This is a genomic window from Psychrobacter sp. PSi21 (assembly GCF_054960615.1).
In genome coordinates this window covers 41,582-68,501 of record NZ_JBHNYR010000001.1, presented here as the reverse complement: position 1 = coordinate 68,501, position 26,920 = coordinate 41,582, and the positions used below count along the sequence as shown (strand labels likewise).

Here is a 26,920-nt window from a genome sequence, read left to right as displayed (position 1 = left end):
TGTAATAGTAAAATTTGACCAGTATCATTTGTCGTAATTTTGTGTAACTATATATTGTAAAAATATTACCTCATATTGCTAAATCATCATTAAACAAACTGTACAAACCGTTAGTTCCCAAGGACAGAATATGAAGCAGTTATATCGCATGCTACCAGTTGCTTTGAGCGTAGGTATCTTTGGATGCAGCAACTCTAGTGCGCCAGAAAATGCCGCGGCAACCGAGGCACCCGCCCCTAAAGCAGAGCAAGAAGAGCAAGTAGAGTTTGTGAGCAGTCTTCCAGATTCGGCACCAGTCCTCAAGGTATCAACCACGGGTACGATGCCCCCATTTTCGTTTCAGGACGACTATGGCAAGCTGCAAGGGATTGACATTGACTCAATACGCGCTATTGGCGAGGAAGAAGGGTTTAAAGTCGAGTTTTATAAAGAAACATGGCAAAACATGTTTGATACGGTAGAGTCAGGCAATCGTGATTTGGCAATCTCGGGTATCTCTTACAAGGATGAGCGCGATGCTAAGTATGGGTTATCACAGCCTTACTTCTTCAACCCTGCTGCTATTATGTATATTGAACCTGAAATGAACGTTAAGAGCTTAAATGATTTGGCAGGTAAGAAAGTTGCTGCAATGGAGGGCTCTAAGCAGTTCGAGCAAGCAGCGGCAATGGGTAAGTCTGATAGTTTGACACCCCAAAAAACAGCCTTTTTGTTGTATGAAGACTTAATACAGGGTAAAGCGGATGCCATTTTGCACGACCTACCTATTCTTCAATACACGGCGAAAAACCACCCTGAGCAAAAAGTAAACATTGTGGCTTATGAAGGAGAAGATACACCAGCCGCGCAGCAAGTCATTCTTATGGCCAAAGAGAACAAAGATCTTATTGCAAAGATCAATTCAGGTATTACCAAACTGAAAGCGGAAGGTAAGTTTAAGGAAATTGAGCAAAATTGGTTGGGTCAGACCGCAGCGGTATCTGACGACACTTCTGCTTCGCCTACTACTGAGCAATCAAACTAAGGGACGCTTAATATGGCTACAATAAATAATGTAGATAACAAACGCTATCGCGGTTTGATTATCTCAATTGCGCTATTTTTATCTTTGATTGGGGCGTTGCTTGCGTTCACTTTCTATACCTCAAGTCTACTTGAACGTAATACGGTATTGATTGATCAAACTAACCAAGTGGCGAACAGTGCTCAGGCAGTAATTAAAGATCTGTTCGATTTAGATAGCAGCTATGGTGAAGATACCAACTCGCCGCATATTCAACGTGTACTAGAGCGTCTAGAAGAAAATACCGCGCTAATCAATGAATCGCTTACCGCGATTGGTCAGGGCGGTACCATCACTGAGCAAGCAGACGGTAAAACTTATAAGCTGCCTAACATTAGTGGTGTGGCACAAGATAGCGTACAAGAAGCCAATAACCAGTGGCAACTCCTAGAGCCGCGTATTCAAGCGTATCTTGAAAATGCCGATAACGTCATGATCAGTTCTGCCGATGAATTGACTCAAGCCGTTGAACAGGCCAAAACCTCAAGTCTCTTGATGAACGAATCGCTAGAAGATTTGACCAATGAGGTATTTGATGATGCAGAGAGTCAAGCAAATACCATTCGTTTGATCCAGCTTCTTGGGGTTGTGGCAATCTTTGCATACTTCTTGATCTTCGTATTCTTCTTTGTACGCCGCTTGCGTGAAACGGATGCTGAAGCGCTCGCCGCTCGCCGCGAAACTCAAGAGATTCTACAAACCGTAAACACAGGTCTGTTCCTATTGGACAAAGATCTGAACATCGGTCAGCAGCATTCTCGCGCACTGACCAATATTATTGGTTCTGAGCAGTTGGCAGGGGAGAACTTTGCACAGGTGCTACGTGGTCGTATCTCAGATAAAGACTTGGCAACCACGCGCCAGTTTATTGAGCAGCTATATAATCCACGTGTTAAAGAAAAACTGGTTGACTCGCTCAATCCACTACACAGAGTGATGCTGCACAATACATCAGGTGAGCAAAGTACTGATAGCCGCTTCCTTGACTTCAAATTCTCACGAGTTTATGAAGACAAGAACATTGAACGTATCTTGGTCAACGTGAATGATGTATCTGATGCCGTTTATCTAGAACAGCGCCTTGAAAAAGAACGCGCGCAGAACGACATGCAGATTGAGATGCTGACGACCATCTTGAACGTAAATCCAAAAATTATTAATGAGTTCATCAGCAATACCAAATCGAATATCGATAAGATTAACAATATTTTGAAAAACCCAGGTAGCTCGCAGTATGAGCTTGAAAGTAAGCTAAAGGCCATTTATCGTGAAATGCACAGCCTAAAAGGTGAGGCATCTGCACTGAAACTGCACAGCTTTACCAAAATCGCATCCGATGCTGAAGATAAGCTCTATGCGCTACAAAACCAAGGTAAGCTGTCAGGTAATGATTTCTTACCACTAGCGGTAAACTTGGATGATTTGCTCAGCCTTTCAAATACTATTGAAACTTTGGGTGAACGTATTAACCAGTCACCAGCCAGTAGCATACCTGCTGCCACGCCAGCTGCTGCCGCTGCCGCGACACCAGATGTGACAGCAAGCTCAGATCTTGGTAATAACATTGATTTGGATGAGCCTACTGAGACAGAAAACCATCTATTTGCTTACTATCAAGACTTTGTGCGCGAAATCGCCGCAAGACAAGGCAAGCAAGTACAGCTCAATAGCGATAGCGTTGCAACGGTTAAAATACCAGAGCATCTAAACAAAGCAGTAAAAGAGATCAGTATTCAGCTGGTACGTAATGCAGTAGTACATGGTGTTGAGTCACCATCTGTACGAATGGGACTTGGTAAGCCGTCAGTTGGTACGATTGATCTAGAAATGCAAAATAATGAAAAAGACTTTGTCATCACCATTGAAGATGATGGCCAAGGTATCAACTACGATAGCATCCGTGAGCGTTTGGTTACCCTCGGACGTTATAGCAGTGACGAAGCACGTAATCTTGAACGTGGACAGTTGCTCAAAGAGCTGTTCTCATCAGGATTTTCAACCAAAGAATCTGCTGACGAAGATGGTGGACGCGGTGTTGGTCTAGATATCATCAAAGCACAAGTTAAAGAATACGACGGCACGCTCAATGTAAATAGTGAACTTGGTAAGATGACCCGTTTTGTGATCACTTTGCCAAATGCTTAATTAAGGACGATGGATAAGTTATGTATAAATTAATGATTGTTGATGATTCTAATATCATTCGAAACCGTATTCAGCGCGCTTATGACTCAGGCCAGTTCACATTGGTTGCCACGGCAACCAGCGGTGTGGCAGCTATCGAGAAATTCAATATTCACCGCCCTGATGTGATTACCATGGATTTGACCATGCCGCAGATGGATGGTCTAGAATGTATCGAAAAGATCATCGCGATTGATCCAGAAGTACGTATCTTAGTGGTTTCAGCACTATCAGATAAAGCCACAGGTATTGAAGCACTGTCACTTGGAGCAAGTGGATTTCTATGTAAGCCATTTTCAGAAGAAGAGCTGGTCGAAGCATTAGAAGAGCTGATGCAAGACTAATATCATACAATGACTTGAGTAAATGCGACTATGAAAGCACAGAAATTACAGATTTTTTTAGATATTGTTAGCCGTTATTTTCAGCAATTTGGTGGTGCCGAGCTTGTCGTCGATACCCCTTATTTGTTAGAAAATGAACATCCCAAAGTTCACGACTATACTGGCGTGATTGGGATTTCTGGGGCACAAAAAGGGGTGGTATATTTTTCAGCCAGCCGTCAGCTACTTGATTGTATCTTAGACAGCATGGGTGAGCAGGACAAAGGTGAAGACAACTTAGTCGACTTGGCAGGTGAGGTGGCCAATACCATTGCGGGTAATGCCCGTAATGAGTTTGGTGCTACCTTCCATATTTCTGTGCCAGTCGTGTTTAAAGGCTCACCACAAAGTATCATTTTACCTAAAAATGAGCGTTCTTTTATCATTCCCGTCACATGGCAAGACAAAGTCGGGGAAATTGTGGTATGTTTGCAAGATTGATTGGCAAGCATACGATAAGCATTGGCGATAATATATTATGGTTAAAGTAGAAAAATTAGGGGTGTTTTTAAGCTCCATCAATGCGTTTTTTTCGCAAATTGACGAGAGTCCAGTGGCGCTTGATACTCCTTATCTCAACAATAATAAAAGTGCTATTGGGCATGATTATAGCGGTGTGATCAAGATTTCAGGGCCGCTCGAGGGCTGCGTATATGTTAGTGCCCCCAGTATTATGCTGCGTGAAGTCCTCAACATCATGGGTGAGCCAGATTCATCCATCGCCATGATGAAGGATTTGCTCGGTGAAATGGCCAATACCATCTCAGGCAACGCTCGTACTGAGTTTGGGCCTGACTTTGTTATTTCACCGCCCAAGATTGTTGACGGTGCGCCACAGTCTTATTTACCAAAAGGTATGAACAGCTACGTGACACCATTTAGTTGGCGCGGTTACAGTGCTGTTATTGGTATTTGTATCAACTAACTAAAAGACGGCAGATAAAAAAGCGGCAATTATATGCCGCTTTTTTTATGCCAAAATGAGTAAAAAGTTCACTTGAGTGGGTCATAAGGCAGTATTTTCAACTGAATAGTACGCTCGGGATAATGACAAACTGCTGGAGCTTACTATTGGTTATGTGGTAAAATACGCCGCAGCTTTATTTTAGTAATAAGCGCACTTTTTAAACAACCAATGACACACACATCATGGCAAAAAATTGCTGGGTGTTTGGTGACTTGATTAATTTGCCGCCAAGCGAGATCACTCGCTGGCAAATGCGTGTCACCAAATAGGCAGTTTTTGTGATGTGGAGGCATAACCCAACACGAAGGACGTTTTACATGGCAAATCAAAACCCAACACAAGTTTCAATGCGTGACCTACTACAAGCAGGCGCTCACTTTGGTCACCAAACTCGTTTTTGGAATCCAAAAATGGGTCCTTATATCTTTGGCGCGCGTAACAAGATTCATATCATCAACCTAGAGCACACCGTAAAAGCCTTCAACGAAGCGCTAAACTACGTCAACAACTTGGCCAGCAAGAAAAACAAAGTATTGTTTGTTGGTACTAAGCGTGCAGCAAGCGGCATCATCCGTGAACAAGCAGCTCGCGCTGGTATGCCATATGTTGACCATCGCTGGTTGGGCGGTATGTTGACCAACTGGAAAACACTACGCCAGTCAATCAACCGTCTAAAAGAGCTTGAAAAACAAGCAGAAGACGGTACGTTTGCTAAGTTGACTAAGCGTGAAGCGTTAGAGCGCACTCGTGATATGGAAAAACTTGAGCGTTCACTAGGCGGTATCAAAGATATGGGCGGCTTACCTGATGCTATCTTTGTGGTTGACGTTGATCATGAAGCGATCGCAATTAAAGAAGCCAAAAACCTAGGTATCCCAGTTATCGGTATCGTTGATACCAACTCTAACCCAGACAATGTTGAATACATCATTCCAGCTAACGATGACGCTATCCGGGCTGTGACTTTGTATGTGACAGCGGTTGCTGATGCGATCATCGCTGGTAAAGAGTACGCACAAACTCAAGCAAGTGGTAACGCAAACGCTGAGCAAAATGTTGATCAAACTGACGCTGTAGAGCAAGCTGAAGAAGCACCTGCTGTAGAAAATCCAGCCGAAGCACAAACTGATCTGTAATATTGGTGATATAAGTGCTTTGCTATACTGTTATCGGCACTTATAAGCTATTGTAAGAACAGAAAAAGCATATAACAGGCATGATGTGGCTTCCTCGTCATGCCTTGTTTTTGTTGGGTTATCATCATCTATCAGTTACAGCCTAACTGACTGTACGGTTATGACATGATGGTTTATCCAGCTTTACGATGATACTTAATCACTCCCATACATAACAATATTGAGGTACTTCCCATGGCACAAGTAACCGCCAAAATGGTAAAAGAATTGCGCGACCGTACTGGTCTTGGCATGATGGAATGTAAAAAAGCACTAGAAGAGTCAAATGGTGATGTTGAAGTTGCCATCGACAACCTACGTAAATCAGGTCAAGCAAAAGCAGCTAAAAAAGCAGGTAATATCGCAGCTGATGGCGCGATCATCATCGCTCAAGAAGGCAACAAAGCCTTGCTATTAGAAGTCAACTGCCAAACTGACTTCGTTGCTAAAGATGACAACTTCACTGCGTTTGCAGAAAAAGTAGCCAGCATCGCTCTAGAAAATAACACTACTGACGTAGCGGCACTTTCTGAGTTGTCGTACGGCAACGGCCAAACCGTTGAAGAAGCACGTGTTTCATTGGTACAAAAAATCGGCGAAAACATTCAAGTACGCCGTGCCGAAACCATCGAAGGTGACAACCTAGCATCATACCGTCACGGTATCCGTATCGCGGTTGTGGTATCTTACGAAGGCGGCACGCCAGAAACTGGTAAAAACCTTGCCATGCATATCGCTGCCTTTAACCCAGTAGCGGTTAGCGATAGCGACGTTTCTGCTGATGTACTTGCTCGCGAAAAAGACATCATCGAAGCCAAAGCGAAAGAGTCTGGCAAGCCTGACAACATCGTTGAAAAAATGATCGAAGGTGGCTTGCGTAAGTACCTAGACGAAGTTACCTTGCTACGTCAGCCATACGTTATGGATAACGAAAAGAAAGTTGGTGACGTTCTAAAAGCTGAAGGCGTAACGGTTGTTAGCTTCAAGCGTCTAGAAGTTGGTGAAGGCATTGAGAAAAAACAAGAAGACTTCGCAGCTGAAGTTGCGGCCGCTCAAGCAGCATCTGCAGGCAAATAAGTCCGAAGTTGATTGTGAATCTTAGTGTTGTCCTTAACACTAAGGTTTAAAGAAAGCCCGTTATGTGAGTAACGGGCTTTTTTGTGTTTGCTAGTTTACTTCTTACATGGCAATAGAGTTAGCGCAGGGCGGCGTAAGCTGAGTTGGCATAGCTTGAGCCAGCGGTGTTGTTACTGGTGCCGTAGCTGACAGTACGGATATTGGCATTGGGTACTGTGTTGCTGGCTGTGATACTACTGCCTGTTAAGCTGGCATCATTTTTATAAAGTGTGTGATAGCGACTCATCACTCGCTGCACATAATTGCGAGTTTCTTTGAAAGGTGGAATACCCTTGTACTTATCCACATTGCCTTCACCTGCATTGTAACCTGCGACAGCATACTCGACATTGCCATTAAAGCGACGCAGTAGCCACGCGATATATTTTGCAGAACCCTCAATATTTTCTGCAGGATTCCAAGGATTGCTAACAGAAAAACGGCGGGCTGTGGCGGGCATTAACTGCATCAGTCCTTGCGCGCCCACAGGCGAACGAGCATTTGGATTGAAAGCAGATTCGGTATGCATCATGGCTTTCATCAACGCTGGATCAATGCCATGCCGTACAGCTGAGGCGCGAATATAGCTATCGTATGCGTTGCGGTTACCGCTATTGCTGGCCGCACTACGTCCATATTGGCCATTACTCGGCGCGGCATTATCATAAGACTGTGAATCGCGATAATACGTCACTTTGACTTTTTTAGTGAATTTATCAAAGTTACCACTGGGGCTGACATTAGTGAGCAGTACTTGCCCACCTTTGTCTTTATAGACATACATATTGCCCGCATGAGCCGTCGTCATAAGCGCAGATACAGTGGCAGCAGTTAATAAGAAGGGCGAGATATAGCGGCTAAATAAAGTCATAGCATTCATCATGGAGGTGTCACTTTTCATTGGAAAGTAGCAAATTGCTTTGCCTGCGCGGTCATTATGAGTAAGACTGGCTCAGCAGTTACTGTGAGTATGTGCAGCGATATCAATAATCAACAAAAATCACGTGGCAGTCACATGGGAATCACAAAAGATACTTGGAACAGATACAAAAGATAATAGTTTATTACTATAGCATAAAATAAAAAATGGACACATATGAATGGCAAAAACTTCAATGGAATGGGCGTTAAATTGTAAATTTGGAAAATTGATAAATAAACCAATATCTTATTTATCGATAGGTGTTGTTGAAGAGCGTATCAATCACAGACAGGAGAGCGCCACTTTTTACCAAGTGGCGAGAATATTAGCACTGTAGTACCAGTGCAAATGTTGAGCTTAAAACCTATGAGAGTAGATAAGTGGGCACGTAAACAAGCAGTTAATATTCACCCTTATGGTCATAAAACCGTTAGGCCAAAAAGGTGCTGATAAAAATAGGTACCCAGACGGCGGTTAATAGTCCGTTGACCGCTAGACCAAATGCGGCATAGCGGCCAGCAGTAGGACTGATTTGCCATGCTTCAACGGTACCAAAAGCATGCGCGACCAGACCGAGTGCTAAGCCTTTGGCACGATCATCCTCGACACTTCGAAATAAGAACCGCGCTAAGGTGCCGCCAAGTAATCCTGACACAATGATAATCAAGTTGACCATTGCCAGTGGTGCTTGGATTAAGCCTGCCACACTCAATCCAATCGGTGTGGTTACTGAGCGAGTAGCAAAGGCAAGTATCGTATCGTAATTGAGCGAAAATAGATAAGCCAGTCCCATTGGGAGCAGTGCACCCACCACACTGGCAATCACCACAATAATACTGAGACGCTTAATGGGTAAGCCTTTAAAATTCATTGCAGCAAGTGGTATGGCCAGCAGCACCGTGACATGACCCAATAAGCGATCAAACACAGGCTGGGCTACCGCATAATAATGCTCATAGTCCCACTGCACGATGAATAAAAAGACAACCACTAAGATGATCGCGGTAATGACCATTGGCAGCCACGTTAACCTGCGTGCCAAAACACGGGCAGTGATATGGGCGGCTAAGGTTAGAGTAATGGCAGCGATGGTCGCGAACACGGCGCTATGAAAAATCATGAATGCCCCTTACGCGGCGTGTTGTCAGTAGATGTCTTGTTGAGCCAACGGTTGGATAATAAGGCCAGTGCCCATAGTGGTATCAAGGTGCTGATGATGATCGTGGCCATCACGCCCCAAAAGGCGTGACCTAAGGCAAACAGTAATATGCCAGCACCAGCGGAGACAGGTAAGAAAGCAAAGCCACTATCGACCAAAAGGGTGTTGCTGGCAGCAGTAAGCCAACTGGGCAGTCCTCTGATCAAGCGCCACAGCACCAATATCAAAAACATGGCAACCATACCTACAATATTGGCTGCTTTTTCAATGCCCAAATATTGACAAATCACCACCGCTGATTCGCGTATGGCGATGACAAAGACTAAGGTCAGCAAGATGGCAGCCCACAATGGCAGTGAGGTCGAAGGTTCAGGCTTCATAGGCAGTCCTTGCGGGTTTGGGCTCAGAAGACAGTATAGAGTTTGCAAGCAGCGGTGTGACACTAAAGGAATTTATGGTAACGCATTGCTATGGGGGAATGCTGTCATATGACGTCACTATCATTAGCGATTAACCATCATTGGCTATTAACATGATAGTAGCAATTATATCGGATACAGGGAAGTAGCAAACGCTATATTGATAGGGCTGTTATCGGTCAAGATGGTATCTCGCAGATTCGGTCACTTGCGGCGTCTAAAGATGCTTATAGAAAAGGCTTAGTAGCACAAGGACGAATCTGTCACTTTTGCTACTAAGCCTGATGAGCCGCTACTATTAGCGGAGGTCAATACTAGGACATGTCCCTAGTTCAAACGTTTATTACCATTTTTACAATAGGAACACGCCCTAGCCAACAACCCAGAAAGTGCTATTCGGTAGGCATGTCTGTGTCGTAAGCGCTGTCTGTATCATCTGCCAGCTGAACATCTGTAGGCTCATCTTTTTGCTCAAATGGCTCAAGAGTAGGCATCAACAGTGTGGCCTGCGCCAGCGGCAAAACGGCCATAGGCGACAAATTGGCTTGCCCCAATAACTGTTTGAGTTTATCGCTTTGCAGGCGAATGGTCAGATGCTCGTGCCCTGTCTCATCGTAGCTTTCTGCTTGAATGACGTTTAGCTCATACAGCGTATTTTTGAGCTGACCAGCATCATAAGGCAGCGTGAGATCAAAAGTAGTCAAGGTTCCAGTCAGCAGTTGCTGCACGGCGAGTGACAGCTCTTCGATACCCAGATTTTCTTTTGAAGACACGTAGACACGGTTGGGTTTGTTTTCACTGGCATAGCCGATGTGAGCAGGCTCGCCAGTCAAATCGATTTTATTATAGACATTGAGCACAGGCACATCGTTTTTAATCTCAGCCAGTACGCTTTTAACCGCTTGAATTTGCTCATGCATGTCTTCACTAGAAGAGTCAATCACGTGCAATAGCAGATCTGCCTCAAGGGTTTCTTCTAGGGTAGCATGAAAAGACTCAACCAGTTCATGCGGCAAGTGACGTACAAAGCCTACGGTATCGACCAAAACCACACGGCCAACACCCTGCCAATCAAGGCGGCGTAGCGTGGGGTCTAGCGTGGCAAACAGCTGGTCAGCCGCGTAAATGTTTTCATCGACCAAGCGGTTAAAGAGTGTTGATTTACCCGCGTTGGTATAACCGACCAGTGAGATGGTCGGTACGTCTGACTTTTGGCGCTTGGCTCGCCCTTGTGCGCGGGTTTGCTTGACCTTATCCAGCTTGTTTTTGAGCTGAGTAACTCGCGTTTGTAGCAAACGGCGATCGGTCTCAAGCTGAGTCTCACCCGGACCACGCAAGCCGATCCCACCTTTTTGGCGCTCCAAATGCGTCCAACCGCGCACCAGACGCGTGGATAAGTGATTAAGCTGCGCCAGCTCAACTTGCAGCTTACCTTCATAGGTACGGGCGCGCTGAGCAAAGATGTCCAAGATCAACCCTGTACGGTCAAGCACGCGGCACTTGGCCAGCGCTTCAAGGTTACGCTCTTGTGAGGGCGATAGACTGTGGTTAAAAATGACAATGTCCGCATCATGCAGGCGTACCAGCTCAGCAATCTCTTCGGCTTTACCTGAGCCGACAAAATACTTGGCATCAGGCTTTAAGCGTGAGCCAGTCACCAGTGCCAAGCGATCTGCTCCTGCAGAATCCACCAGCAGCTCAAACTCTCCTAAGTCATCAGGGTCTTGAATTTGGCGAATGTCCAAATGTACTAAAATGGCGCGTTCGCCACCTTCATATCGATCAAAATATTCCAAAAATTATCACCTATTATTCAGTAAAAAGTAGTGCTTAAAAGCACGTGGGTCGTGGTTTATATGTGGTCTGCCTCACTGATATTAAAGCGTATTTACACAATTTGCGCAGATTTTATGTTACGGCATTGCCTGTTAATGGTGTCATGATTGAAAAAAATCGCCACCTGCAATCATGCTTGGTGAACAAATCGTCACTGAACAAAAGAAGTTTGTTATACTTGCTGAGTTTTTTATCGACTCACCAGTTGTCAGTGGTCAGCAGCGCCTGACTTGATTTACAACGACTTCAATTATGAGGGATACAGATGAGCCAATATCGTTCAGGCTTTTCAGTCAAGCGGCAGCTAAACCGCAGCAAAAAAATCGTTGGCATGACCACCACCATCGCAGGCGGATTTCGTGCTGCGCAGCGTATCGGTGCGTTTCGTCAGCCACCGCGCGATAAGCTACCACGTTATATTCAGACCTTTTGTCGCAAAATGGCAGGCTCTTTTGGGGTAAAGGTGGTCGAGGTTGAGCCAGTGCCGCAGTATCATGGCCTATGGGTATCAAACCATGTGTCATGGATGGATATTCCTGTCGTAGGCACAGTCAGCCCTGCTTTTTTCTTATCAAAGGCAGAGATCGGTGATTGGCCTGTGTTTGGCAAACTGGTGCACGCTGCAGGGACGCTCTTTATTCAGCGGGGCTCTGGTGATGCAGGTTCCGTTGCCACCCAAATTGCCAGCTTCTTAAAAGACGGTTTTCCTGTGATTTTCTTTCCTGAGGCGACCACCACTGATGGTACAAAGGTGAAGCGCATTCATGGCATGTTATTGCAGTCGGCCATTGATGCCAACGTGCCTGTACAGCCGATTGTGCTGTGTTATGTCAATAAAGATGGGGCGCTGAGTAAAGAGCTGCCGTATTATGGCAAAATGACCATGAAAGACAGTCTCAAGCGGGTATTGGACAGCAAGGATGTGACCGCTTATGTGTTGCCGCTTGAGCCACTGGATCCTGCGGGCAAAAGCAAAAGCGAGTTGACCAACCAGCTCCAAAAACAAATGCAAGAGGGCTTAGCGGAGCTACAGTCGCGCGTCGTGACTACGAAAGCGCCATAAACCGTTGTTAGGGACATACCCCAGTACAAAAAATGGTAGGTAAAAAAGGCGTGAACCTTAAAAGTTCACGCCTTTTTATTGTGGTGTCAGTAACCTGATGCCTTACGGTGCAGGGTTGGGCTGGTGTGCATGAACGGCGTCAATGGCGTCCAATACGTCCTGGCTCAAGGTTAGACTGGCACTGTCGATATTGCTTTGTAGCTGCTCGATAGAGGTGGCACCGATGATGTTACTGGTAACAAAGGCGCGCGAGTTGATGAATGCTAAAGCCATTTGCGCCATATCCAATCCAGCATCGCTGGCGATTTTTGCATATTGCGCCGTTGCCCATGTGGACTCGTCACTGGTATAGCGCGCATACTGGTCGTATTCTGTCAAACGTGCGCCTGTGGGACGTTTGCCATCCAAGTACTTGCCTGATAACACGCCAAACCCTAGCGGCGAGTAGGCCAGTAAGCCGACGTTTTCGCGGTGCGAAATTTCGGCCAAGCCTACTTCGTATAAACGGTTGAGCAGGCTGTACGGGTTTTGAATGGTGATGGGTGGGATCAGACCATTTTTGTCCGCTTCCCATAAATAACGCATGATACCCCACGGCGTATCATTGGATAGCCCATAAGCGCGAATGCGGCCTTTTTTGATTTCATCATTAAGGACGCTGATGGTTTCTAAAAATGGCGTCAAGTCATCAACAGATTGTGCGGCCATGGCTTCAGTATAACCACGTTTGCCAAAAAAGTTGGTCTGGCGTTCAGGCCAATGCAGCTGATAGACATCAATATAGTCGGTCTGTAAGCGCTGCAAGTTGTTATCAATGGCTGCGCTGATGTGCTCGCTATTAAAACGTGTCTGACCATCTCGCAAAAAATCCATGGGCGAGATTTTACTGGCCAAAACGACCTTATCTCGCTGCTGGTATTTTTGAAACCAAGTACCGATAAACTGCTCAGTCGAGCCTTGCTTGTTTTTGTCGGCAGGCGAGGGGTACATCTCTGCGGTGTCCCAAAAATTGACCCCTGCATCGAGTGCGAAGCTCATTTGCTCATGGGCTTGGCTCTCACTGTTTTGTTGACCCCATGTCATCGTGCCCAAGCAAATCTTAGAGACTTGCTCATCAAGCTGCGGTAGTGTTGCATACTGCATAGTCATGTCCTTTTTTATTGTTTATGAATGTCTATTTGTGGTGTTGTCGGGCGCACAGCATGACCGATTACATCAGCTGTATGCCTGTTACTCCTGGCGGCGTGACTTTAAAAATTTGAACTTTAAACAAGACGGCCTGTCCTGCTAAAGGATGGTTAAAATCGACCTCGACCTCATCTTCAGTAATGGCGCTGATGACACCGGGTAAGGTGTTTTTACCCTTGTCTTCAAACTCCATCATCATGCCAATCTCAGGCGTACCCGATGCATGAGTAAATTGAGTGCGGTTAAAGGTCTGGACGTTATCTGGGTTCCAGTCGCCAAACGCTTGCTCAGGATCAAGATGAGCGCTGCGGGTATCGCCTGCGCGTAGGTTCATCAATACCTGCTCAAACCCAGACAGCAAGCTTTCATCGCCAATGGTCAATGCCACAGGCTCAGGACGAGTAAAGGTAGAGTCGATCACCGTGCCGTTTTCGAGCGATACTTCAAAATGCAGTTGTACGCGGCTGCCTTGAGTGATGCGGGTGTCTTCATTTGGATTGATAAATTGAGAGTCAGTCATAAGCGGTCTTAGCAAAAATAAAGAAAAATCAAAAGTGATAGGATGCTCAGTTTAGCATATGCACTTTATTCCCGACTGTTATGTAATGCTAAAAATCAATCATGCCGTTCGTGATCTGGTATGCAACCCCGTATACTCAGTACTATCAGCTGAGTGGTACAGGTAGTGGGCAATGTCGTGTTAGCGGATTTTATGCTTTGAATATTGTTTTTTTGGGATATTAGGTGGGTGGTTATGAGTGATAGGCAGCAAGGCCGGATCAAGCAGTGGAAAGCGGATAAAGGGTTTGGTTTTATCGAAACAGAAACGGGCGACGAGGTGTTTTTTCACATCAGCGCCTTCAAAGCGCCGCGCCATCCTGAAATGGGTGAGTTAGTGGTCTTTAGCTTAGGTCGTGACAAGCAGGGTCGCCGCCAAGCCACGCAAGTACAAGAACTGAGCTTTGTACAGCAGCAAATGGCGCAAAAGAATAAGCAAATCCGCCGCCGCAACGCGCAGCGCCGGCAACAATCTGACTTTGCCGTTGGACAAAAAAAGCGGCTGTTTATCGGGATTGGGTTTTATGTGGTTTTGCTGCTGTTAGTATTTACAGGGGCGCTCAGTTGGCTGGTGGTAGGTTGGTATGTGCTTATTGGTATCATCACCTATCTGACGTATGCCAAAGACAAAGCTGCCGCGCAAAATAATCAATGGCGCACGTCTGAATCTACGCTGCATGTGCTCAGCGCGCTGGGTGGCTGGGTAGGGGCCATGATCGCGCAGACCTATCTGCGCCATAAGTCACAAAAGGCCGAGTTTCGGATGACTTACTATCTGACTGTACTGATTAATATGGCAGTGTTACTGGTTATATTGGCAAAGCCTAATTTCATTGGCATGCTCTAGTCAGCATCATCATCATAGCCTGAGCGATGATAAAAAAACGCCCATCCAGATAGCGGATGGGTGTTTTTTTATCGTAGTCACCACCAAATGCGTTTTTGATCTTACCGATTATCATACGTTATTATGAGAGACAATCGTTTGGTCTGGAGGATGCCGCTGAGCGCTCAATCTCATCAAGTGTGTGTTCTTGATAAGCACTTATATATCCATGCGATTATCTATGTTTAGTGAGTATTTATAGAAGATTAATTAAATAAACAAAAGTTCATATAAATTTAAGGGTATTAGGTATTTTATATTCTCTACGCTTATCGTGATAAAAAGTCAATACTTATGGCGAAAAATTATATTTGGTCATATTTTGGTGATTTATTGGTATGGACGGATTGTTTATTCAGATAAGTGGTCTATCAAAATACAGACGAATTGATGCTAATGATGTTACGATAAGGCATAACTGGTCAGATATATTAAGATTTTTTAAATAATTTCATTATAAAGTGCTTGGTTTTATTGAAAAATTGTCAACTACATGTATAATCTAACGCTTGTTGGTACAAGTAAACTTTTGCTCTACCGTGCATCATCGTAAACATGATCAAACCAACTTATTGTTTTACCTTCCACAAAATATACTTTATGAGTAGCTTACCCATGACAAAGCAGTCTATAAGATTGGTGGCATTAACTTTTTTGTCTTCAGTGGTGGTTTTGACCGGATGCAAAAGTAATCCAAAACAAGCCTCTATGGTAGTCGTGCCCGATTTTCCTGAGCCTTCACTGCGATATATGGCCCAAGATACTGACCCTAATGACATCAAAGCTGAGCAGTGGTTGAGCATAGCGCAGACAGAGTTTGCAGAGAAGCACTATGCAAGAGCTTTGCGCGCTGCGAATGAAGCCCTAAGAACACAAGGCGATCTCAAAGAAGCACGCAAAATCGCCATGTTGTCAACGATCAAGATCACGCAAAACTACAGCAAGGCCTATCATGATGCGGATGTGATGTCTGTAGAAGGTAGCGAAAATTTTAGAGAAGATCTGGCCCGTGTCACCACACTGATCAATACGGCAAAATAGGAAGAGGCGATAATTGAGCATGGCAAACGGTCGATATAACTCCCAACAATATGTCAAAAAAGTAGCAACTGGGCTCAGAGCAGTCTTTGCCAGTACCGTGCTGATGGGTCTGACCCTGACAGCAGTACATGCAAAAGATGGCGCTGACCAAGCTGCAGTCTTGACTGAGAAGTATAATGCACTTGAGGGCGCTGACTATGAATCAGAAGCCTTGCACGAGCTGGTCGATGAGCTGAACTACAGGGTACATGAGCATCCTGAAGACTTTAAAGCTTGGGAGATGTTAGCAAAAATCTATGATTACTATGGTGATTATGATTATGCAATCTATGCGGCCAGTGAGGCAGTCAAGCTAGGTCACCGCACAGACACCCTACAGCGGGTGTTACTGAGCAGTAGTGTCAGTATGGCGCGAGATCAGCTACAAAGTGGCTATCAAGAAGGCATTGACGATAAGCTGTTTTTACAAAATTATCAGGCGGCGCTGAGCAGTATTTATGGTGAGGTTCACACCTTCAATTATGATGAGTCGCTTCCTAAAAAAGTCCGTACCTATCGCCCAAAACGTCAATCAAGAAAAGTCAGAAGACACTCTCGTGTGAAACAGAGGGTCTCTATACCGACGACTAAAAAGCGCGCACGTACAAGGTCAACTCCTGCGCCTGTTCAGAGAGCCAAGCCGACAGCACCCAAGCCAAGATATCCTTTCCGTATATTGGATCAATAGGATCCGAAGAAAAACTGACTACAGAAACTTTATTTAACCATTCAATACTTTAGGTAATTCACTATGGCCAAGCAAGATAGCGTTCAAAAAAAACTATCCAAAGTTCGTGCGCCTCGCGTCCACCTGACTTACGATGTTGAGATCGGCGACTCTATGGAAACCAAAGAGATTCCATTTGTCGTTGGGGTGTTGGGAGAGTTCTCAGGCGATTCAACATTAGCGCAACCAAAGCTTAAAGACAAAAAGTTTGTCGAAATTGACTTGGATACTTTTGATGAAGTCATGTCAGGCCTTGCACCGCGCTCGACCTTTAGGGTTAAAAACGAGCTGAGTGACAAAGCAGGTGATTTTTCAGTTGATTTGGCATTTAACGGCATTGATGATTTTCGTCCTGAAGCCGTTGCCAATCAAGTAGAGCCGTTACGTCAGCTGGTAGAGGCTCGTGACAGACTGGCCGACATTAGAAATAAAATTTCAGCCAATGAGAAACTTGAAGATCTGCTGGATGACGTGCTCAAAAACACCGAACAAGTCAAAAAAATGGCAGAACAGAATGTAAGTGACGGGGAGTAACCAAGCAATGAGTGCACAAGCCCAACAACAAGCGGTAATGGATGATGAATACGATCTACTCGAAGACATTGTCAATCAGAGCAACATTGCACAATCTGTAGATGAAAAAACCCGCGCTAAAAATCAGATATCAGAATTGGCCTCTGAGGTGATGCAAGGTACGGTCATCATGTCTGATAATTTGGCAGCCTCTATTGATACGCGTATTGCCGAAATCGATGCACTGATCTCAAAACAGTTAAGCACCATTATGCATGCCCCTGAGTTTCAAAAGCTTGAATCTAGCTGGCGCGGCTTGCATTACTTGTGTAGCCAGACGCCGTCTGAATCGATGCTCAGAATCCGTATGCTCAATACCAACAAACGTGAGCTGACTAAAGATTTTCAGTCTTCTATTGATTTTGATCAAAGCACATTGTTCAAAAAGATATATGAAGAAGAGTTTGGTAGCTTTGGTGGTGAACCTTATGCCGCCATCGTGGGCGATTTTGAATTTACACGCCAAAATGCAGACATGTATTTGCTTGAACAGATGTCTCACGTCGCTGCTGCTGCTCATGCGCCGTTTGTGTCGGCTGCGTCATCTGAGATGTTTGGACTCGATTCGTTTACAGATATCGGACGCCCAAGAGATTTGTCCAAAATCTTTGAGACGGCAGAATATATCCGCTGGCGCGCCTTTAGACAGTCTGAAGATTCACGCTATGTGGCGTTGACCGTTCCTAGCTTTTTGGGGCGCCTGCCTTATGATCCAAAAGATGGCACTGTGGTTGAAGGTTTTAATTTCACAGAAGACGTATCAGGTACTAACCATGACGACTATCTGTGGGTCAATGCCGCCTATGCTTTTGCCTCGCGTTTGACGGATGCATTTTCTGACTACCGCTGGTGTGCTGCTATTCGCGGTGTTGAAGGTGGTGGTCTGGTTGAAGGCTTGCCTGTACATACCTTCAAAACAGATGAAGGAGATCTGGCTTTAAAATGCCCGACTGAAATTTCGATTACTGACCGCCGCGAAAAAGAATTGAGTGATTTGGGTTTTATCCCATTGGTGCATTGTAAAAATACCAACTACGCTGCCTTTTTTGGTGCGCAATCGGTTCAAAAAGCCAAAACGTATCAAAACGATGATGCTAACGCCAATGCAGTACTGTCCACACAGCTGCAATATATCATGGCAGTTTCTCGTATTGCGCATTACCTAAAAGCGATGATGCGCGACAAAGTTGGTAGCTTTTTGTCTGCTGGCAATGTCGAGACTTTTTTGAACGATTGGATATCACGTTATGTCTTGCTCGATGACGGCGCGTCTCAAGAAGCCAAAGCGCAATATCCGCTGCGCGAAGCTTCGGTACAAGTTGTAGAAGTGCCAGGCAAGCCTGGTGTCTACAAGTCGGTGGTTTTTTTAAGACCACATTTTCAACTTGACGAACTGTCTGTTTCTCTGCGACTGGTTACTCAACTGCCGCAGTCTAGCAACAGCTGATCGTCTTTATCTAACCTTAAACTTAACTTTAATGACTTTTCAAGGGTCCTAAAATGAAAGATATTTATATCCAGTTCCGTGGTAAATACAAAGTTGACGGTGAGTCTCGTGACAGTGAGCATAAAGGCTGGCTTGAGGTGAACACTTGGGATCATTTGATCCGTCAACCAAAATCAGCCACTGCTAGTAGTGTTGGTGGTCATACCTCAGAGCGCTGTGAACATGCTGACATGACGTTCTTGAAAGACTTGGACTCTACCAGTCCTAAGCTTTGGGAAGCCTGTTCTGCTGGTTACACCTTTGATGAAGTTCAAATTGACTTCTACCGCGCTAATGGCGACAAGCGTGTTAAGTATCTTGAAATCAAACTCAAACATGCACTTATTTCTCATGTAGATCCTTCAGTTCAACAAGAAGGTGTGCCAACTGAAGAAGTAGGTATCAAATATGCTGCTGTTGAGTGGACATACACTCAGCAAGATATCAACGGTACTGCCAAAGGCGCAGTTACTAAGAAATGGTCATTGGCTAACAACACAGCGACCTACACGGCGTAAGGTTAGATGCCATTATGACGTATCCTATAATGTAAAAAGAGAAAGGCTTATCAGTAGGCCTTTCTTTTTTCGTATTAAAATACAGGTATGACTCCAGACAGTTTTTATCAGTAAAACTGCCATATCAACACCCAGATATAGGTTGCTACGAACATGAATTTTGGGAAAAAAGACATTGGATTTAGACCAAATTTGTTTGAGCAGTTGTTTGATGATCAGCCTAAAAAAGCAGGTCATGACATAGTGGTGAGGCGTCTAAACATTGAAGAGCTCAAGTCTTCTGTAGCAAGAGACTTAGAGTATTTGCTAAACACCCGCTCTGTATTTTCAAATAAGTTATCAGAGTATGAGCATGTAAACTCATCGATACTAAATTTTGGTATATTAGATTTTGTGGGGTTGAGTAGTGCCAATCCCAATGATTGTGACTATATCTGCCGCCAAATTGCCAGCACTATTGAGTGTCAAGATACACGCTTACAAAATGTGCGAGTCAGTCTAGATATTGGTGCAGTAGAAGTGAATCAGTTGTGCTTTTCTATTGAAGCATTACTAAGGGTTTATCCCTCACAAGAGCTGGTCAGCTTTGATGCCTATTTTGAGCCAAGCTCACAGCGCTATCAGATTACATGAGTTGATGTGTCAAACAGGTTACATGAGACTGAGTTAATGGCTTTGACGGTAGTATCAATATTCGGTATTAACATGGTTGGATTGATGACTAGTTTGGTTTACAGATCACACCGCTCCTAGATGAGTAAGAGGTAATATGGACAGTTTGCTACCCTATTTTGAGCATGAGCTTGGTTTATTTAACAAGCAATCAAAAGCTTTTGCAAAAAAATATCCCAAAATTGCCAATCGTTTGCTTATGGCACACGATACGGTGGACGACCCGCATATTGAGCGTTTGATTCAAGCGTTTTCTTTGATTAGCGCGCGCATTAATAAAAAGCTTGATGACTCTTATGCTGACTTTACAGAGTCTTTGTTACAAGTCGTTTATCCTGATTATCAAAAACCTTTTCCATCGACGTCGATTGCCCAATTTAATTTGGGCGTACATGGTAATACGCTGAGTGAGGCGGTAACCGTTCCGCGCCATGGCGGCTTTGTGACTCAAAAAATAAAAGGAACGGCCTGTCAGTTTCAGTCAACCCAAGCGGTCACTTTATTGCCCCTGGGCATAGATGATGTCAGTTTTGATACCTCTCAAGAGATCTATGATCCAGCGAGTGGTTATTTAAATGGTTGTATCAAGATTAAGTTTGCAGCTTTGAACTCAGGCTTTGATTATAGTGCGTTACTCAAGCACCCCATAGACATTTATATCGATGCTGATGCCAGTCAAGGTACGAGCTTGTGGGATTTGTTGTGCTGTGATGTCAAGTTGACACACATTCATGGCAATAATACGCAAAAGCTCGTGGACAGTCCTTTTGAAATACTGGGGTTTGAGCCTGAGCAGCAGTTGCTGCCGAGTCACAATGTGAGTAATGCTGCTTCAGCGCTGTTAAAAGAGTATTTTTACTTTCCAGAAAAGTTTAATTTTTTACGGTTGAACCTCGGACAGATTGCTCCAGCGCTCAAGCTTGGTGCATCGGGATTTGAGCTGCATTGTTTTTTTAAATTTGACAAAAAGAACACCATTAAGCTCAAAAACTTGCAGCAACTGAGTGCCAGCAGTATCAAGTTATTTTGTACGCCAGTGGTCAATTTATTTCAATCAGCGGCCAAGCCGATTCAAGTCAACCACAAAAAGGTGTATTACGATCTGGTGCCAGACACACATGCGCTATACCAGCATGAAGTCTATGATGTGCTAAAGGTGATCGAATCCAAACAAGAAGACAATCGCTTACAGCAGCGTCGTTATTATCCATTTTATGCGCTCAATCATTATGAGCAACAAGATGAAGGGCGTTATTACCATATCAAACGTGACAAAGATATGGCTGATTTTCATCAAGGTTTTGAATATCAGATCATGTTTATCGATAAGGCACGTGATACTTCATCAGGCACTGTCAGTATGAGTGCCTCATTACTATGTACCAATAGAGACCTGCCATCGCAAGTCAGCTTCGGTCAAAGCCGTGGCGACTTATTTAGTGACAGTATGACTGGATTTAGTGGCTTGTCGTTACTCAAGCAGCCGACCAGAACGGCAAGATTTGACTACACTGGTGATGAGCGCTGGCGCTTGATATCTCTTGTCAGTCTTAATTTTTTATCGCTCGCGTCACAAGATGCTGAGCTTCTAAAAGAATATTTGAGTTTGTACGATATCGCAGGTTCAGCCGCCAATAAGCTGCTAATAGAAGGGATTTCTGCAGTCTCAACTCATGTCAAAACCCGCCGTATACATCGCTATCCCCAGCCGGGATTTGTACGGGGTACAGCGATTGATATCAGTATCAATCAAAAGCAGTTTGCTGGCGTTAGTATTCGTCAGTTTGCTCACTTGATGGCATACGTTTTTGGTTATCATGCCAGTTTAAACAGTTTTGTAGAAGTGGCCATGATTGATGCGACGACTAAAGAGGAGATTTATCGATGCTACCCACGCAGCGGCCTCAGTCCTCTTATCTAACGGGCCTAACGACCAACCCGCAGTCTTATGAGCTGTTGCAAGCAGTTCGTTTGATACGTCATGCGGCGACCAGTACCAATGAGCCAATCTCGGTGCGCTATCGCTCATCGCTGTCTTTGGCCTTTCCTTTGGCTGAAATTGAGTCAATGACGTTGACCCCTCAAGACAGCATGAGCCCTGACGCTTGCGATATCGAACTTTATCCCAGCATCATTGGACTGACAGGCCCGATATCTGCGATGCCGGCGCTATATACAGATTATCTGGCGTCTCGGGTCAATCATGGCAAAGATACCGCCGCCCCTGCCTTTTTAGATTTATTTAACCATAGGCTAACGCATTTGTATGTAGAGGCGAGCTGGTTTTACAACCTGCCACTGCAATATGAGGTGGGCGCCGCTGATGACAAATATCTGGTCAGCTTGCGCAGGTTGGCACGGCAGCCCAAAAAAGTAACTAAGTTAGATAGCCTGATTGCTTATGCTGGCATGATCTCGCCTGGACGTTTGACAGCCGATCAGCTCTCGCATGTGTTGTCTAAGTTTTTGGATATCTGCGTGAGTGTCGAACAGTTCGTCGCTGAATGGTTTGATCTGCCAGCTGAAGAACAAACAGCGTTAGGTAGGCAGCATGCCAAGCTGGGAATGTCTACTTTTTGTGGCAGCCGTGCAGTGCAATACGACAGCAAAATCAGAATCGTGTGTCATCAACTGAGTGCCGAGCGTTACTTGAGGTTATTGCCAGCAGGAGACTTATATCAAGTCATCATCGACTTTGTACGCAAGTGGTGCGGTGTGACACTGGCGGTCGAGATGCAACTTGAGCTGGATAAAACACATATCAAGCCCTTATCTTTAACCGAGCAGCGGTTTGGCGGTTTGGGCCGTGGTGGATTTTTGGTGTCCCAGCCCGCAACGCAGCATCATGATGACACTCGTTATCTGCTGCCTATTTGATACTCCTAAAGGTAATGCAGCCAGCTGCATAACTGTTAAAACATAGTAGACACGTTGCTGATGGATGTTGCCATCAGCACTCATAATAGTGATTAAAAAACAGTCAAATTCAAAAGGATATGCTCTATGAGCCAATTAAAAGCGGTTATCACTCGTCTGAGTCCAAGTTGCCGTCAATGCCTGCAGCAGGCGGCGCGGTTGTGTATCAATATGGGTCACAAGGAAGTTGGCGTGGTGCATTTGCTACATGAATTGGTGAGCACGCGGGGTAACGATGTCGACCTCATCTTAGACCATACCAAGATTGAGAAGCGCGCTTTATTGGCAGGCATGACAGATTATCTAGAGAGCATGAGTCAAGCGGCGGGTTCAACGCCAGTATTCAGCGAGCGTTTGATTACCTTGTTTGAGGATGCGTGGCAAGTAGCAGCCAGTCAGCCAAACATAGATGCCAGCCATGTGCAAGTCCGCTCAGGACATGTGCTATTAGTGCTGCTGACTTTTGATGCCTATGACGCCTTGCTAAAAATATTGCCTGATGAGCTGGCATATATTGATCGTTTCACCTTAAAGGATGATTACGAGCGTCTGTGTCAGGGCAGTATCGAGTTTGATGTGTCGAGTACAGCCAATAACACTCAGCCCAGCTCAGAGCAAGTTGATGCAGATAGTACGGGTACAGACAGTGTCTCCGATCACCCTGCACTGGATAAATATACGTATGATCTGACGGCTAAGGCCGCTGCTGATCAAGTCGATCCTGTGATTGGGCGCGAGTTTGAGATCCACCAACTGATCGATATCTTGATCCGTCGTCGCCAAAACAATCCGATTTTGACTGGTGAGGCTGGTGTGGGTAAAACGGCAGTCGTCGAAGGACTGGCGCAAAAAATCATTGAAGGCAGTGTTCCCGATCAGCTCAAAGACGTGTGCCTTCGCAGTCTGGATCTGGGACTGTTACAAGCAGGTGCTAGCGTCAAAGGTGAATTTGAAAACCGACTCAAACAAGTGATCGAAGAAGTACAAGCTTCACCAAAGCCGATCATCTTATTTATTGATGAAGCGCATACCTTGATCGGCGCAGGTGGTCAGGCAGGACAAAACGATGCGGCCAATTTACTCAAACCAGCACTGGCTCGCGGTGAGCTGCGTACCATCGCAGCGACGACATGGCTTGAATACAAAAAGTTCTTTGAAAAAGACGCCGCATTATCCAGACGCTTTCAGGTCGTCAAAGTAGAAGAGCCAGATATTGATACAGCAGTGGCGATGATTCGTGGTTTGAGTGCAAAAATGCAGGATCACTTTAACATCATGATTGAAGATGATGCATTGCAAGCCGCCGTTGAGTTATCGGCGCGCTATATCAGTGATCGTCAGCTGCCTGATAAAGCGGTCAGCGTTTTGGATACTGCTGCTGCACGGGTGAGCTTGTCTAAGACGGCCGTGCCCAATCAGCTCGACAAGCTATACGCTACAGATAAGCAGCTCAAGCTGCATATCAACCATCTAGGACAACAGCTCGAGCGCATTGGCAACGTTGATGAAAAAGAAAAACTCACGCAGCAAATCGCGCTATTGGACACGCGCCGTCAAGACAACCAGCAGACCATCGCTGCGATGACTGAGGCGTGGCAAGAGCAGCAACGACTGAATCAAGCACTTGATGCGCTAAGTACCGAGCTAAATGGTCAGATGGATGCTCAGGCGCGCCTTGAAAAACAATCTGAATATCAAGCCTTAGAACTGGCGTTAGAGCATGCGCAAGATTCATATCGCCTAGTACATGCGGTGCTTGATCGCGATGTGGTCAAACAAATCATCTCCGATTGGACAGGTATTCCGCTCAATGATATGGCTGGTGACGAAAAAAATCACTTGCTGAAGCTGGCAAGTACGTTAGCACATCGTGTAGTGGGTCAAGACCATGCCATCGACGCTATTGTCAAACGTATACATACCGCAAAAGCACATCTTGATGACCCAAGCCGTCCTCAAGGTATATTTTTGCTGGCAGGGCCAAGCGGTGTTGGTAAGACAGAAACGGCACTGGCATTGTCTGAGGTGCTCTATGGTGGTGAGCGCAATCTTATCACGATCAACTTATCAGAGTACCAAGAGGCTCATAGTGTGGCGTCTTTAAAAGGCTCGCCTCCAGGTTATGTTGGCTACGGAGAGGGCGGCGTATTGACTGAGGCCGTCAGACGTCGTCCTTATAGTGTACTGCTGCTTGATGAAATCGAAAAAGCCCATCCTGATGTTTTGGATTTGTTTTATCAGGTCTTTGATAAAGGCGTCATGGAGGATGGAGAAGGTCGCCTTATTGACTTTAAAAACACGCTTATTCTGTTGACCAGTAACGTGGGTTCATCTGCCATCATGCAGCACTGTATCAATACCGATCCTGATAATACTGAGTTTACGATGCCTGATAGTGATCAGCTAAAGCATCTATTAAACCCGCATTTGTACAAATCGTTTAAGCCTGCGTTCTTGGGCCGCTTGACGGTGATCCCTTATTATCCATTAACCGATGATGCACTCGCGGCCATTATTCAGCTCAAACTCGACAAAATAACGGCACGTATCCGCAGCCACTATGATGTGACATGCAACATTGATCCTGAGGTGATTGAGCTTATCTTATCGCGCTGCCATGAAGTGGATTCGGGCGCGCGTAACGCGGATGCCATTATCAGCCATACCTTATTGCCACAGCTGGCAAGTGAACTGCTGGCGCATGATAGTAGCAAGAGCGTACTGACCAATATCAATATTACCGTTGATGAAAACGATGCTTTTGTCTGTCAAGTGATTGGGGAGCCTATTGTTTCTGTGAATCATATGGCCTCATCGAGCGATAGTGATAATGAATCATCAGCTACTGATAGCACGGATGCCAAGTCTGAGTCGCACGCTAAAGAGAAGGAGTCACTATAATGACGACCAGATCACATGACTTACCCAGTATCGAGCAGTTGGTTGCCCCCATTGAAAATACACACCAAGGTGTCGGTGAGGATCTGACCTTTGACCCACGGTTAGATGCCATTGTCGCTGCCCGCATTGAAGATGATCCGTTACTCGCGCAAGGTGACTGGGTGACTGATCTCAAAGTTGCGGATTGGGATTTTGTCAATACGCAATGCGCTGAGCTGCTCACCACAACCAGTAAAGATTTAAAAATAGCTTTGTGGTATGTGGATGCGCTCAGTCATACCGATCATTTGACAGGCATTGCTCACGGCTTGGCAATGCTTGAGGCCTTGAATGATGAATACTGGCTGACCATGCATCCACCGTTAGATGGTGATGACGACAGTATGGATATCCGAGCAGGTCTGCTGTCTTGGTTCGTCAAAACGCTGAGCGATGATCTTAAGCAGCTGCCATTAGCAGACAGCAGTCAAGGTGGCTATAACTACAATCATTTTTTGAGCGCGCGTGAGCACGACAAACAGCGCCAGCAGAGTCATGAAGTAGACAGTACGCTGTCACTGAGTGATTATAACCATGCAATAAGACACAGTGAGCCTAACTGGCAGCAGACATTATTGAGCGCGCTTGAGACCACCAGTACACGCTGGCAAACGCTAACTGACCAACTTAACGATCTCATGGGTATGGATGCGCCAGTTTTCGCCCCAGTGACGGAGCTGTTAGGAACGCTAAAGCAGCATCTGACCCCGCTAGTGCCTCAATATACAGAGCAGCCAGCGGTGGAAGATACGGCAACCACCCATAGTGATGAGACGGGCAGTACAGACATGTCAACCTCATCAAATAATGCGGCAGTGGTATCTGGCTTTAATCCACAGAATCGAGACCATGTGGCAAACCGTCAGCAAGCCTTAAAACAAATGGCCCAAATTCAAGATTATTTTGCCATCAATGAGCCACACAGCCCTGTCACCTTTTTGCTGGGCCGTGCTATTGAATGGGCTGATATGCCACTGGATCAATGGCTTGCGCGAGTCATCAAAAGTGAAGACCAACTGTCTCTACTCTCTGACATGATTGGTATCAAACCTGCACCCCCCCAGCAGGACAGTGACTATTGATATCCCT

General features: G+C 45.3%; 26 protein-coding genes. 20 read left to right on the top strand and 6 right to left on the bottom strand.

Features of this window, described 5'->3' with window-relative positions:
• Nucleotides 1–130 precede the first annotated feature (130 nt).
• The 7 genes from ACFI32_RS00325 to tsf all read left to right on the top strand — a co-directional run bounded on the left by ACFI32_RS00325 (nucleotide 131) and on the right by tsf (nucleotide 6,849).
• The gene (locus ACFI32_RS00325) at nucleotides 131–1,024 is read left to right on the top strand and encodes a substrate-binding periplasmic protein (protein ID WP_462624498.1); all 894 of its coding nucleotides are present in this window, start codon (nucleotides 131–133) and stop codon (nucleotides 1,022–1,024) included.
• Between the two features lie 12 nt (nucleotides 1,025–1,036).
• Nucleotides 1,037–3,208: an ATP-binding protein gene (locus ACFI32_RS00320; protein ID WP_462624497.1), complete on the top strand. Its 2,172-nt coding sequence runs from the start codon at nucleotides 1,037–1,039 to the stop codon at nucleotides 3,206–3,208.
• Nucleotides 3,209–3,228: 20 nt separating this feature from the next.
• Nucleotides 3,229–3,591 (top strand): response regulator, encoded by a 363-nt coding sequence (locus ACFI32_RS00315; protein WP_462624496.1) that lies wholly within the window; start codon nucleotides 3,229–3,231, stop codon nucleotides 3,589–3,591.
• A 30-nt stretch (nucleotides 3,592–3,621) separates the two neighbouring features.
• On the top strand, nucleotides 3,622–4,071 hold the full coding sequence (locus ACFI32_RS00310) for a chemotaxis protein CheX (RefSeq protein WP_462624495.1): 450 nt from the start codon (nucleotides 3,622–3,624) through the stop codon (nucleotides 4,069–4,071).
• A gap of 37 nt (nucleotides 4,072–4,108) precedes the next feature.
• Nucleotides 4,109–4,555 (top strand): chemotaxis protein CheX, encoded by a 447-nt coding sequence (locus tag ACFI32_RS00305; RefSeq protein WP_462624494.1) that lies wholly within the window; start codon nucleotides 4,109–4,111, stop codon nucleotides 4,553–4,555.
• 359 nt (nucleotides 4,556–4,914) lie between these two features.
• Entirely contained in the window at nucleotides 4,915–5,733 is an 819-nt protein-coding gene (gene rpsB, locus ACFI32_RS00300) for a 30S ribosomal protein S2 (protein WP_462624493.1), read from the top strand.
• Between the two features lie 234 nt (nucleotides 5,734–5,967).
• The gene (gene tsf, locus ACFI32_RS00295; protein WP_462624491.1) at nucleotides 5,968–6,849 is read left to right on the top strand and encodes a translation elongation factor Ts; all 882 of its coding nucleotides are present in this window, start codon (nucleotides 5,968–5,970) and stop codon (nucleotides 6,847–6,849) included.
• A gap of 118 nt (nucleotides 6,850–6,967) precedes the next feature.
• Here tsf and ACFI32_RS00290 read toward each other — a convergent pair whose 3' ends face one another.
• The gene (locus tag ACFI32_RS00290) at nucleotides 6,968–7,771 is read right to left on the bottom strand and encodes a lytic transglycosylase domain-containing protein (RefSeq protein ID WP_462624490.1); all 804 of its coding nucleotides are present in this window, start codon (nucleotides 7,769–7,771) and stop codon (nucleotides 6,968–6,970) included.
• Nucleotides 7,772–7,988: 217 nt separating this feature from the next.
• Between ACFI32_RS00290 and ACFI32_RS00285 the strand changes: the two genes are divergently transcribed.
• Nucleotides 7,989–8,147 carry a hypothetical protein gene (locus ACFI32_RS00285; RefSeq protein ID WP_462624489.1) on the top strand — a complete coding sequence of 53 codons (159 nt, stop codon included), beginning with the start codon at nucleotides 7,989–7,991 and terminating at the stop codon, nucleotides 8,145–8,147.
• Between the two features lie 93 nt (nucleotides 8,148–8,240).
• On the opposite strand, the gene ACFI32_RS00280 is transcribed toward ACFI32_RS00285, so the two are convergent.
• The 3 genes from ACFI32_RS00280 to hflX form a co-directional block, all read right to left on the bottom strand.
• A complete protein-coding gene (locus ACFI32_RS00280; RefSeq protein WP_462624488.1) occupies nucleotides 8,241–8,930 on the bottom strand; it encodes an LrgB family protein in 690 nt (229 codons plus the stop codon).
• Nucleotides 8,927–9,349 (bottom strand): CidA/LrgA family protein, encoded by a 423-nt coding sequence (locus ACFI32_RS00275; RefSeq protein ID WP_462624487.1) that lies wholly within the window; start codon nucleotides 9,347–9,349, stop codon nucleotides 8,927–8,929. The genes ACFI32_RS00280 and ACFI32_RS00275 overlap by 4 nt, the downstream gene beginning before the upstream one ends.
• A 431-nt stretch (nucleotides 9,350–9,780) precedes the next feature.
• Nucleotides 9,781–11,184 (bottom strand): ribosome rescue GTPase HflX, encoded by a 1,404-nt coding sequence (hflX, locus tag ACFI32_RS00270; RefSeq protein WP_462624486.1) that lies wholly within the window; start codon nucleotides 11,182–11,184, stop codon nucleotides 9,781–9,783.
• Between the two features lie 305 nt (nucleotides 11,185–11,489).
• Here hflX and ACFI32_RS00265 point away from each other — a divergent pair, with 305 nt between their 5' ends.
• Nucleotides 11,490–12,287, top strand: a complete 798-nt coding sequence (locus ACFI32_RS00265; RefSeq protein WP_462624485.1) for a lysophospholipid acyltransferase family protein — start codon at nucleotides 11,490–11,492, stop codon at nucleotides 12,285–12,287.
• Nucleotides 12,288–12,389: 102 nt separating this feature from the next.
• Here ACFI32_RS00265 and ACFI32_RS00260 read toward each other — a convergent pair whose 3' ends face one another.
• Together ACFI32_RS00260 and fkpB are read right to left on the bottom strand one after the other, a co-directional pair.
• Complete coding sequence (locus ACFI32_RS00260; RefSeq protein ID WP_462624483.1) at nucleotides 12,390–13,430, bottom strand: aldo/keto reductase; 1,041 nt, start codon at nucleotides 13,428–13,430, stop codon at nucleotides 12,390–12,392.
• 67 nt (nucleotides 13,431–13,497) lie between these two features.
• On the bottom strand, nucleotides 13,498–13,995 hold the full coding sequence (gene fkpB / locus ACFI32_RS00255; protein ID WP_462624482.1) for an FKBP-type peptidyl-prolyl cis-trans isomerase: 498 nt from the start codon (nucleotides 13,993–13,995) through the stop codon (nucleotides 13,498–13,500).
• A gap of 234 nt (nucleotides 13,996–14,229) precedes the next feature.
• Between fkpB and ACFI32_RS00250 the strand changes: the two genes are divergently transcribed.
• From ACFI32_RS00250 to tssA, 11 genes are all read left to right on the top strand, one after another.
• On the top strand, nucleotides 14,230–14,880 hold the full coding sequence (locus ACFI32_RS00250; RefSeq protein ID WP_462624481.1) for a DUF1294 domain-containing protein: 651 nt from the start codon (nucleotides 14,230–14,232) through the stop codon (nucleotides 14,878–14,880).
• Between the two features lie 654 nt (nucleotides 14,881–15,534).
• Nucleotides 15,535–15,960 carry a hypothetical protein gene (locus ACFI32_RS00245; RefSeq protein WP_462624480.1) on the top strand — a complete coding sequence of 142 codons (426 nt, stop codon included), beginning with the start codon at nucleotides 15,535–15,537 and terminating at the stop codon, nucleotides 15,958–15,960.
• Between the two features lie 19 nt (nucleotides 15,961–15,979).
• Nucleotides 15,980–16,687: a hypothetical protein gene (locus ACFI32_RS00240; protein WP_462624479.1), complete on the top strand. Its 708-nt coding sequence runs from the start codon at nucleotides 15,980–15,982 to the stop codon at nucleotides 16,685–16,687.
• Nucleotides 16,688–16,750: 63 nt separating this feature from the next.
• Nucleotides 16,751–17,260: a type VI secretion system contractile sheath small subunit gene (gene tssB, locus ACFI32_RS00235; protein WP_462624478.1), complete on the top strand. Its 510-nt coding sequence runs from the start codon at nucleotides 16,751–16,753 to the stop codon at nucleotides 17,258–17,260.
• 7 nt (nucleotides 17,261–17,267) lie between these two features.
• A complete protein-coding gene (tssC, locus tag ACFI32_RS00230) occupies nucleotides 17,268–18,746 on the top strand; it encodes a type VI secretion system contractile sheath large subunit (RefSeq protein ID WP_462624477.1) in 1,479 nt (492 codons plus the stop codon).
• A 53-nt stretch (nucleotides 18,747–18,799) separates the two neighbouring features.
• Entirely contained in the window at nucleotides 18,800–19,303 is a 504-nt protein-coding gene (locus ACFI32_RS00225; RefSeq protein WP_462624476.1) for an Hcp family type VI secretion system effector, read from the top strand.
• Nucleotides 19,304–19,456: 153 nt separating this feature from the next.
• Nucleotides 19,457–19,936 (top strand): type VI secretion system baseplate subunit TssE, encoded by a 480-nt coding sequence (gene tssE / locus ACFI32_RS00220; protein WP_462624475.1) that lies wholly within the window; start codon nucleotides 19,457–19,459, stop codon nucleotides 19,934–19,936.
• 136 nt (nucleotides 19,937–20,072) lie between these two features.
• A complete protein-coding gene (gene tssF, locus ACFI32_RS00215; protein ID WP_462624474.1) occupies nucleotides 20,073–21,896 on the top strand; it encodes a type VI secretion system baseplate subunit TssF in 1,824 nt (607 codons plus the stop codon).
• Complete coding sequence (gene tssG, locus ACFI32_RS00210; protein ID WP_462624473.1) at nucleotides 21,860–22,852, top strand: type VI secretion system baseplate subunit TssG; 993 nt, start codon at nucleotides 21,860–21,862, stop codon at nucleotides 22,850–22,852. The genes tssF and tssG overlap by 37 nt, the downstream gene beginning before the upstream one ends.
• 126 nt (nucleotides 22,853–22,978) lie before the next feature.
• A complete protein-coding gene (gene tssH / locus ACFI32_RS00205; protein WP_462624472.1) occupies nucleotides 22,979–25,792 on the top strand; it encodes a type VI secretion system ATPase TssH in 2,814 nt (937 codons plus the stop codon).
• Nucleotides 25,792–26,913 (top strand): type VI secretion system protein TssA, encoded by a 1,122-nt coding sequence (gene tssA / locus ACFI32_RS00200; protein ID WP_462624471.1) that lies wholly within the window; start codon nucleotides 25,792–25,794, stop codon nucleotides 26,911–26,913. The genes tssH and tssA overlap by 1 nt, the downstream gene beginning before the upstream one ends.
• Nucleotides 26,914–26,920 lie beyond the last annotated feature (7 nt).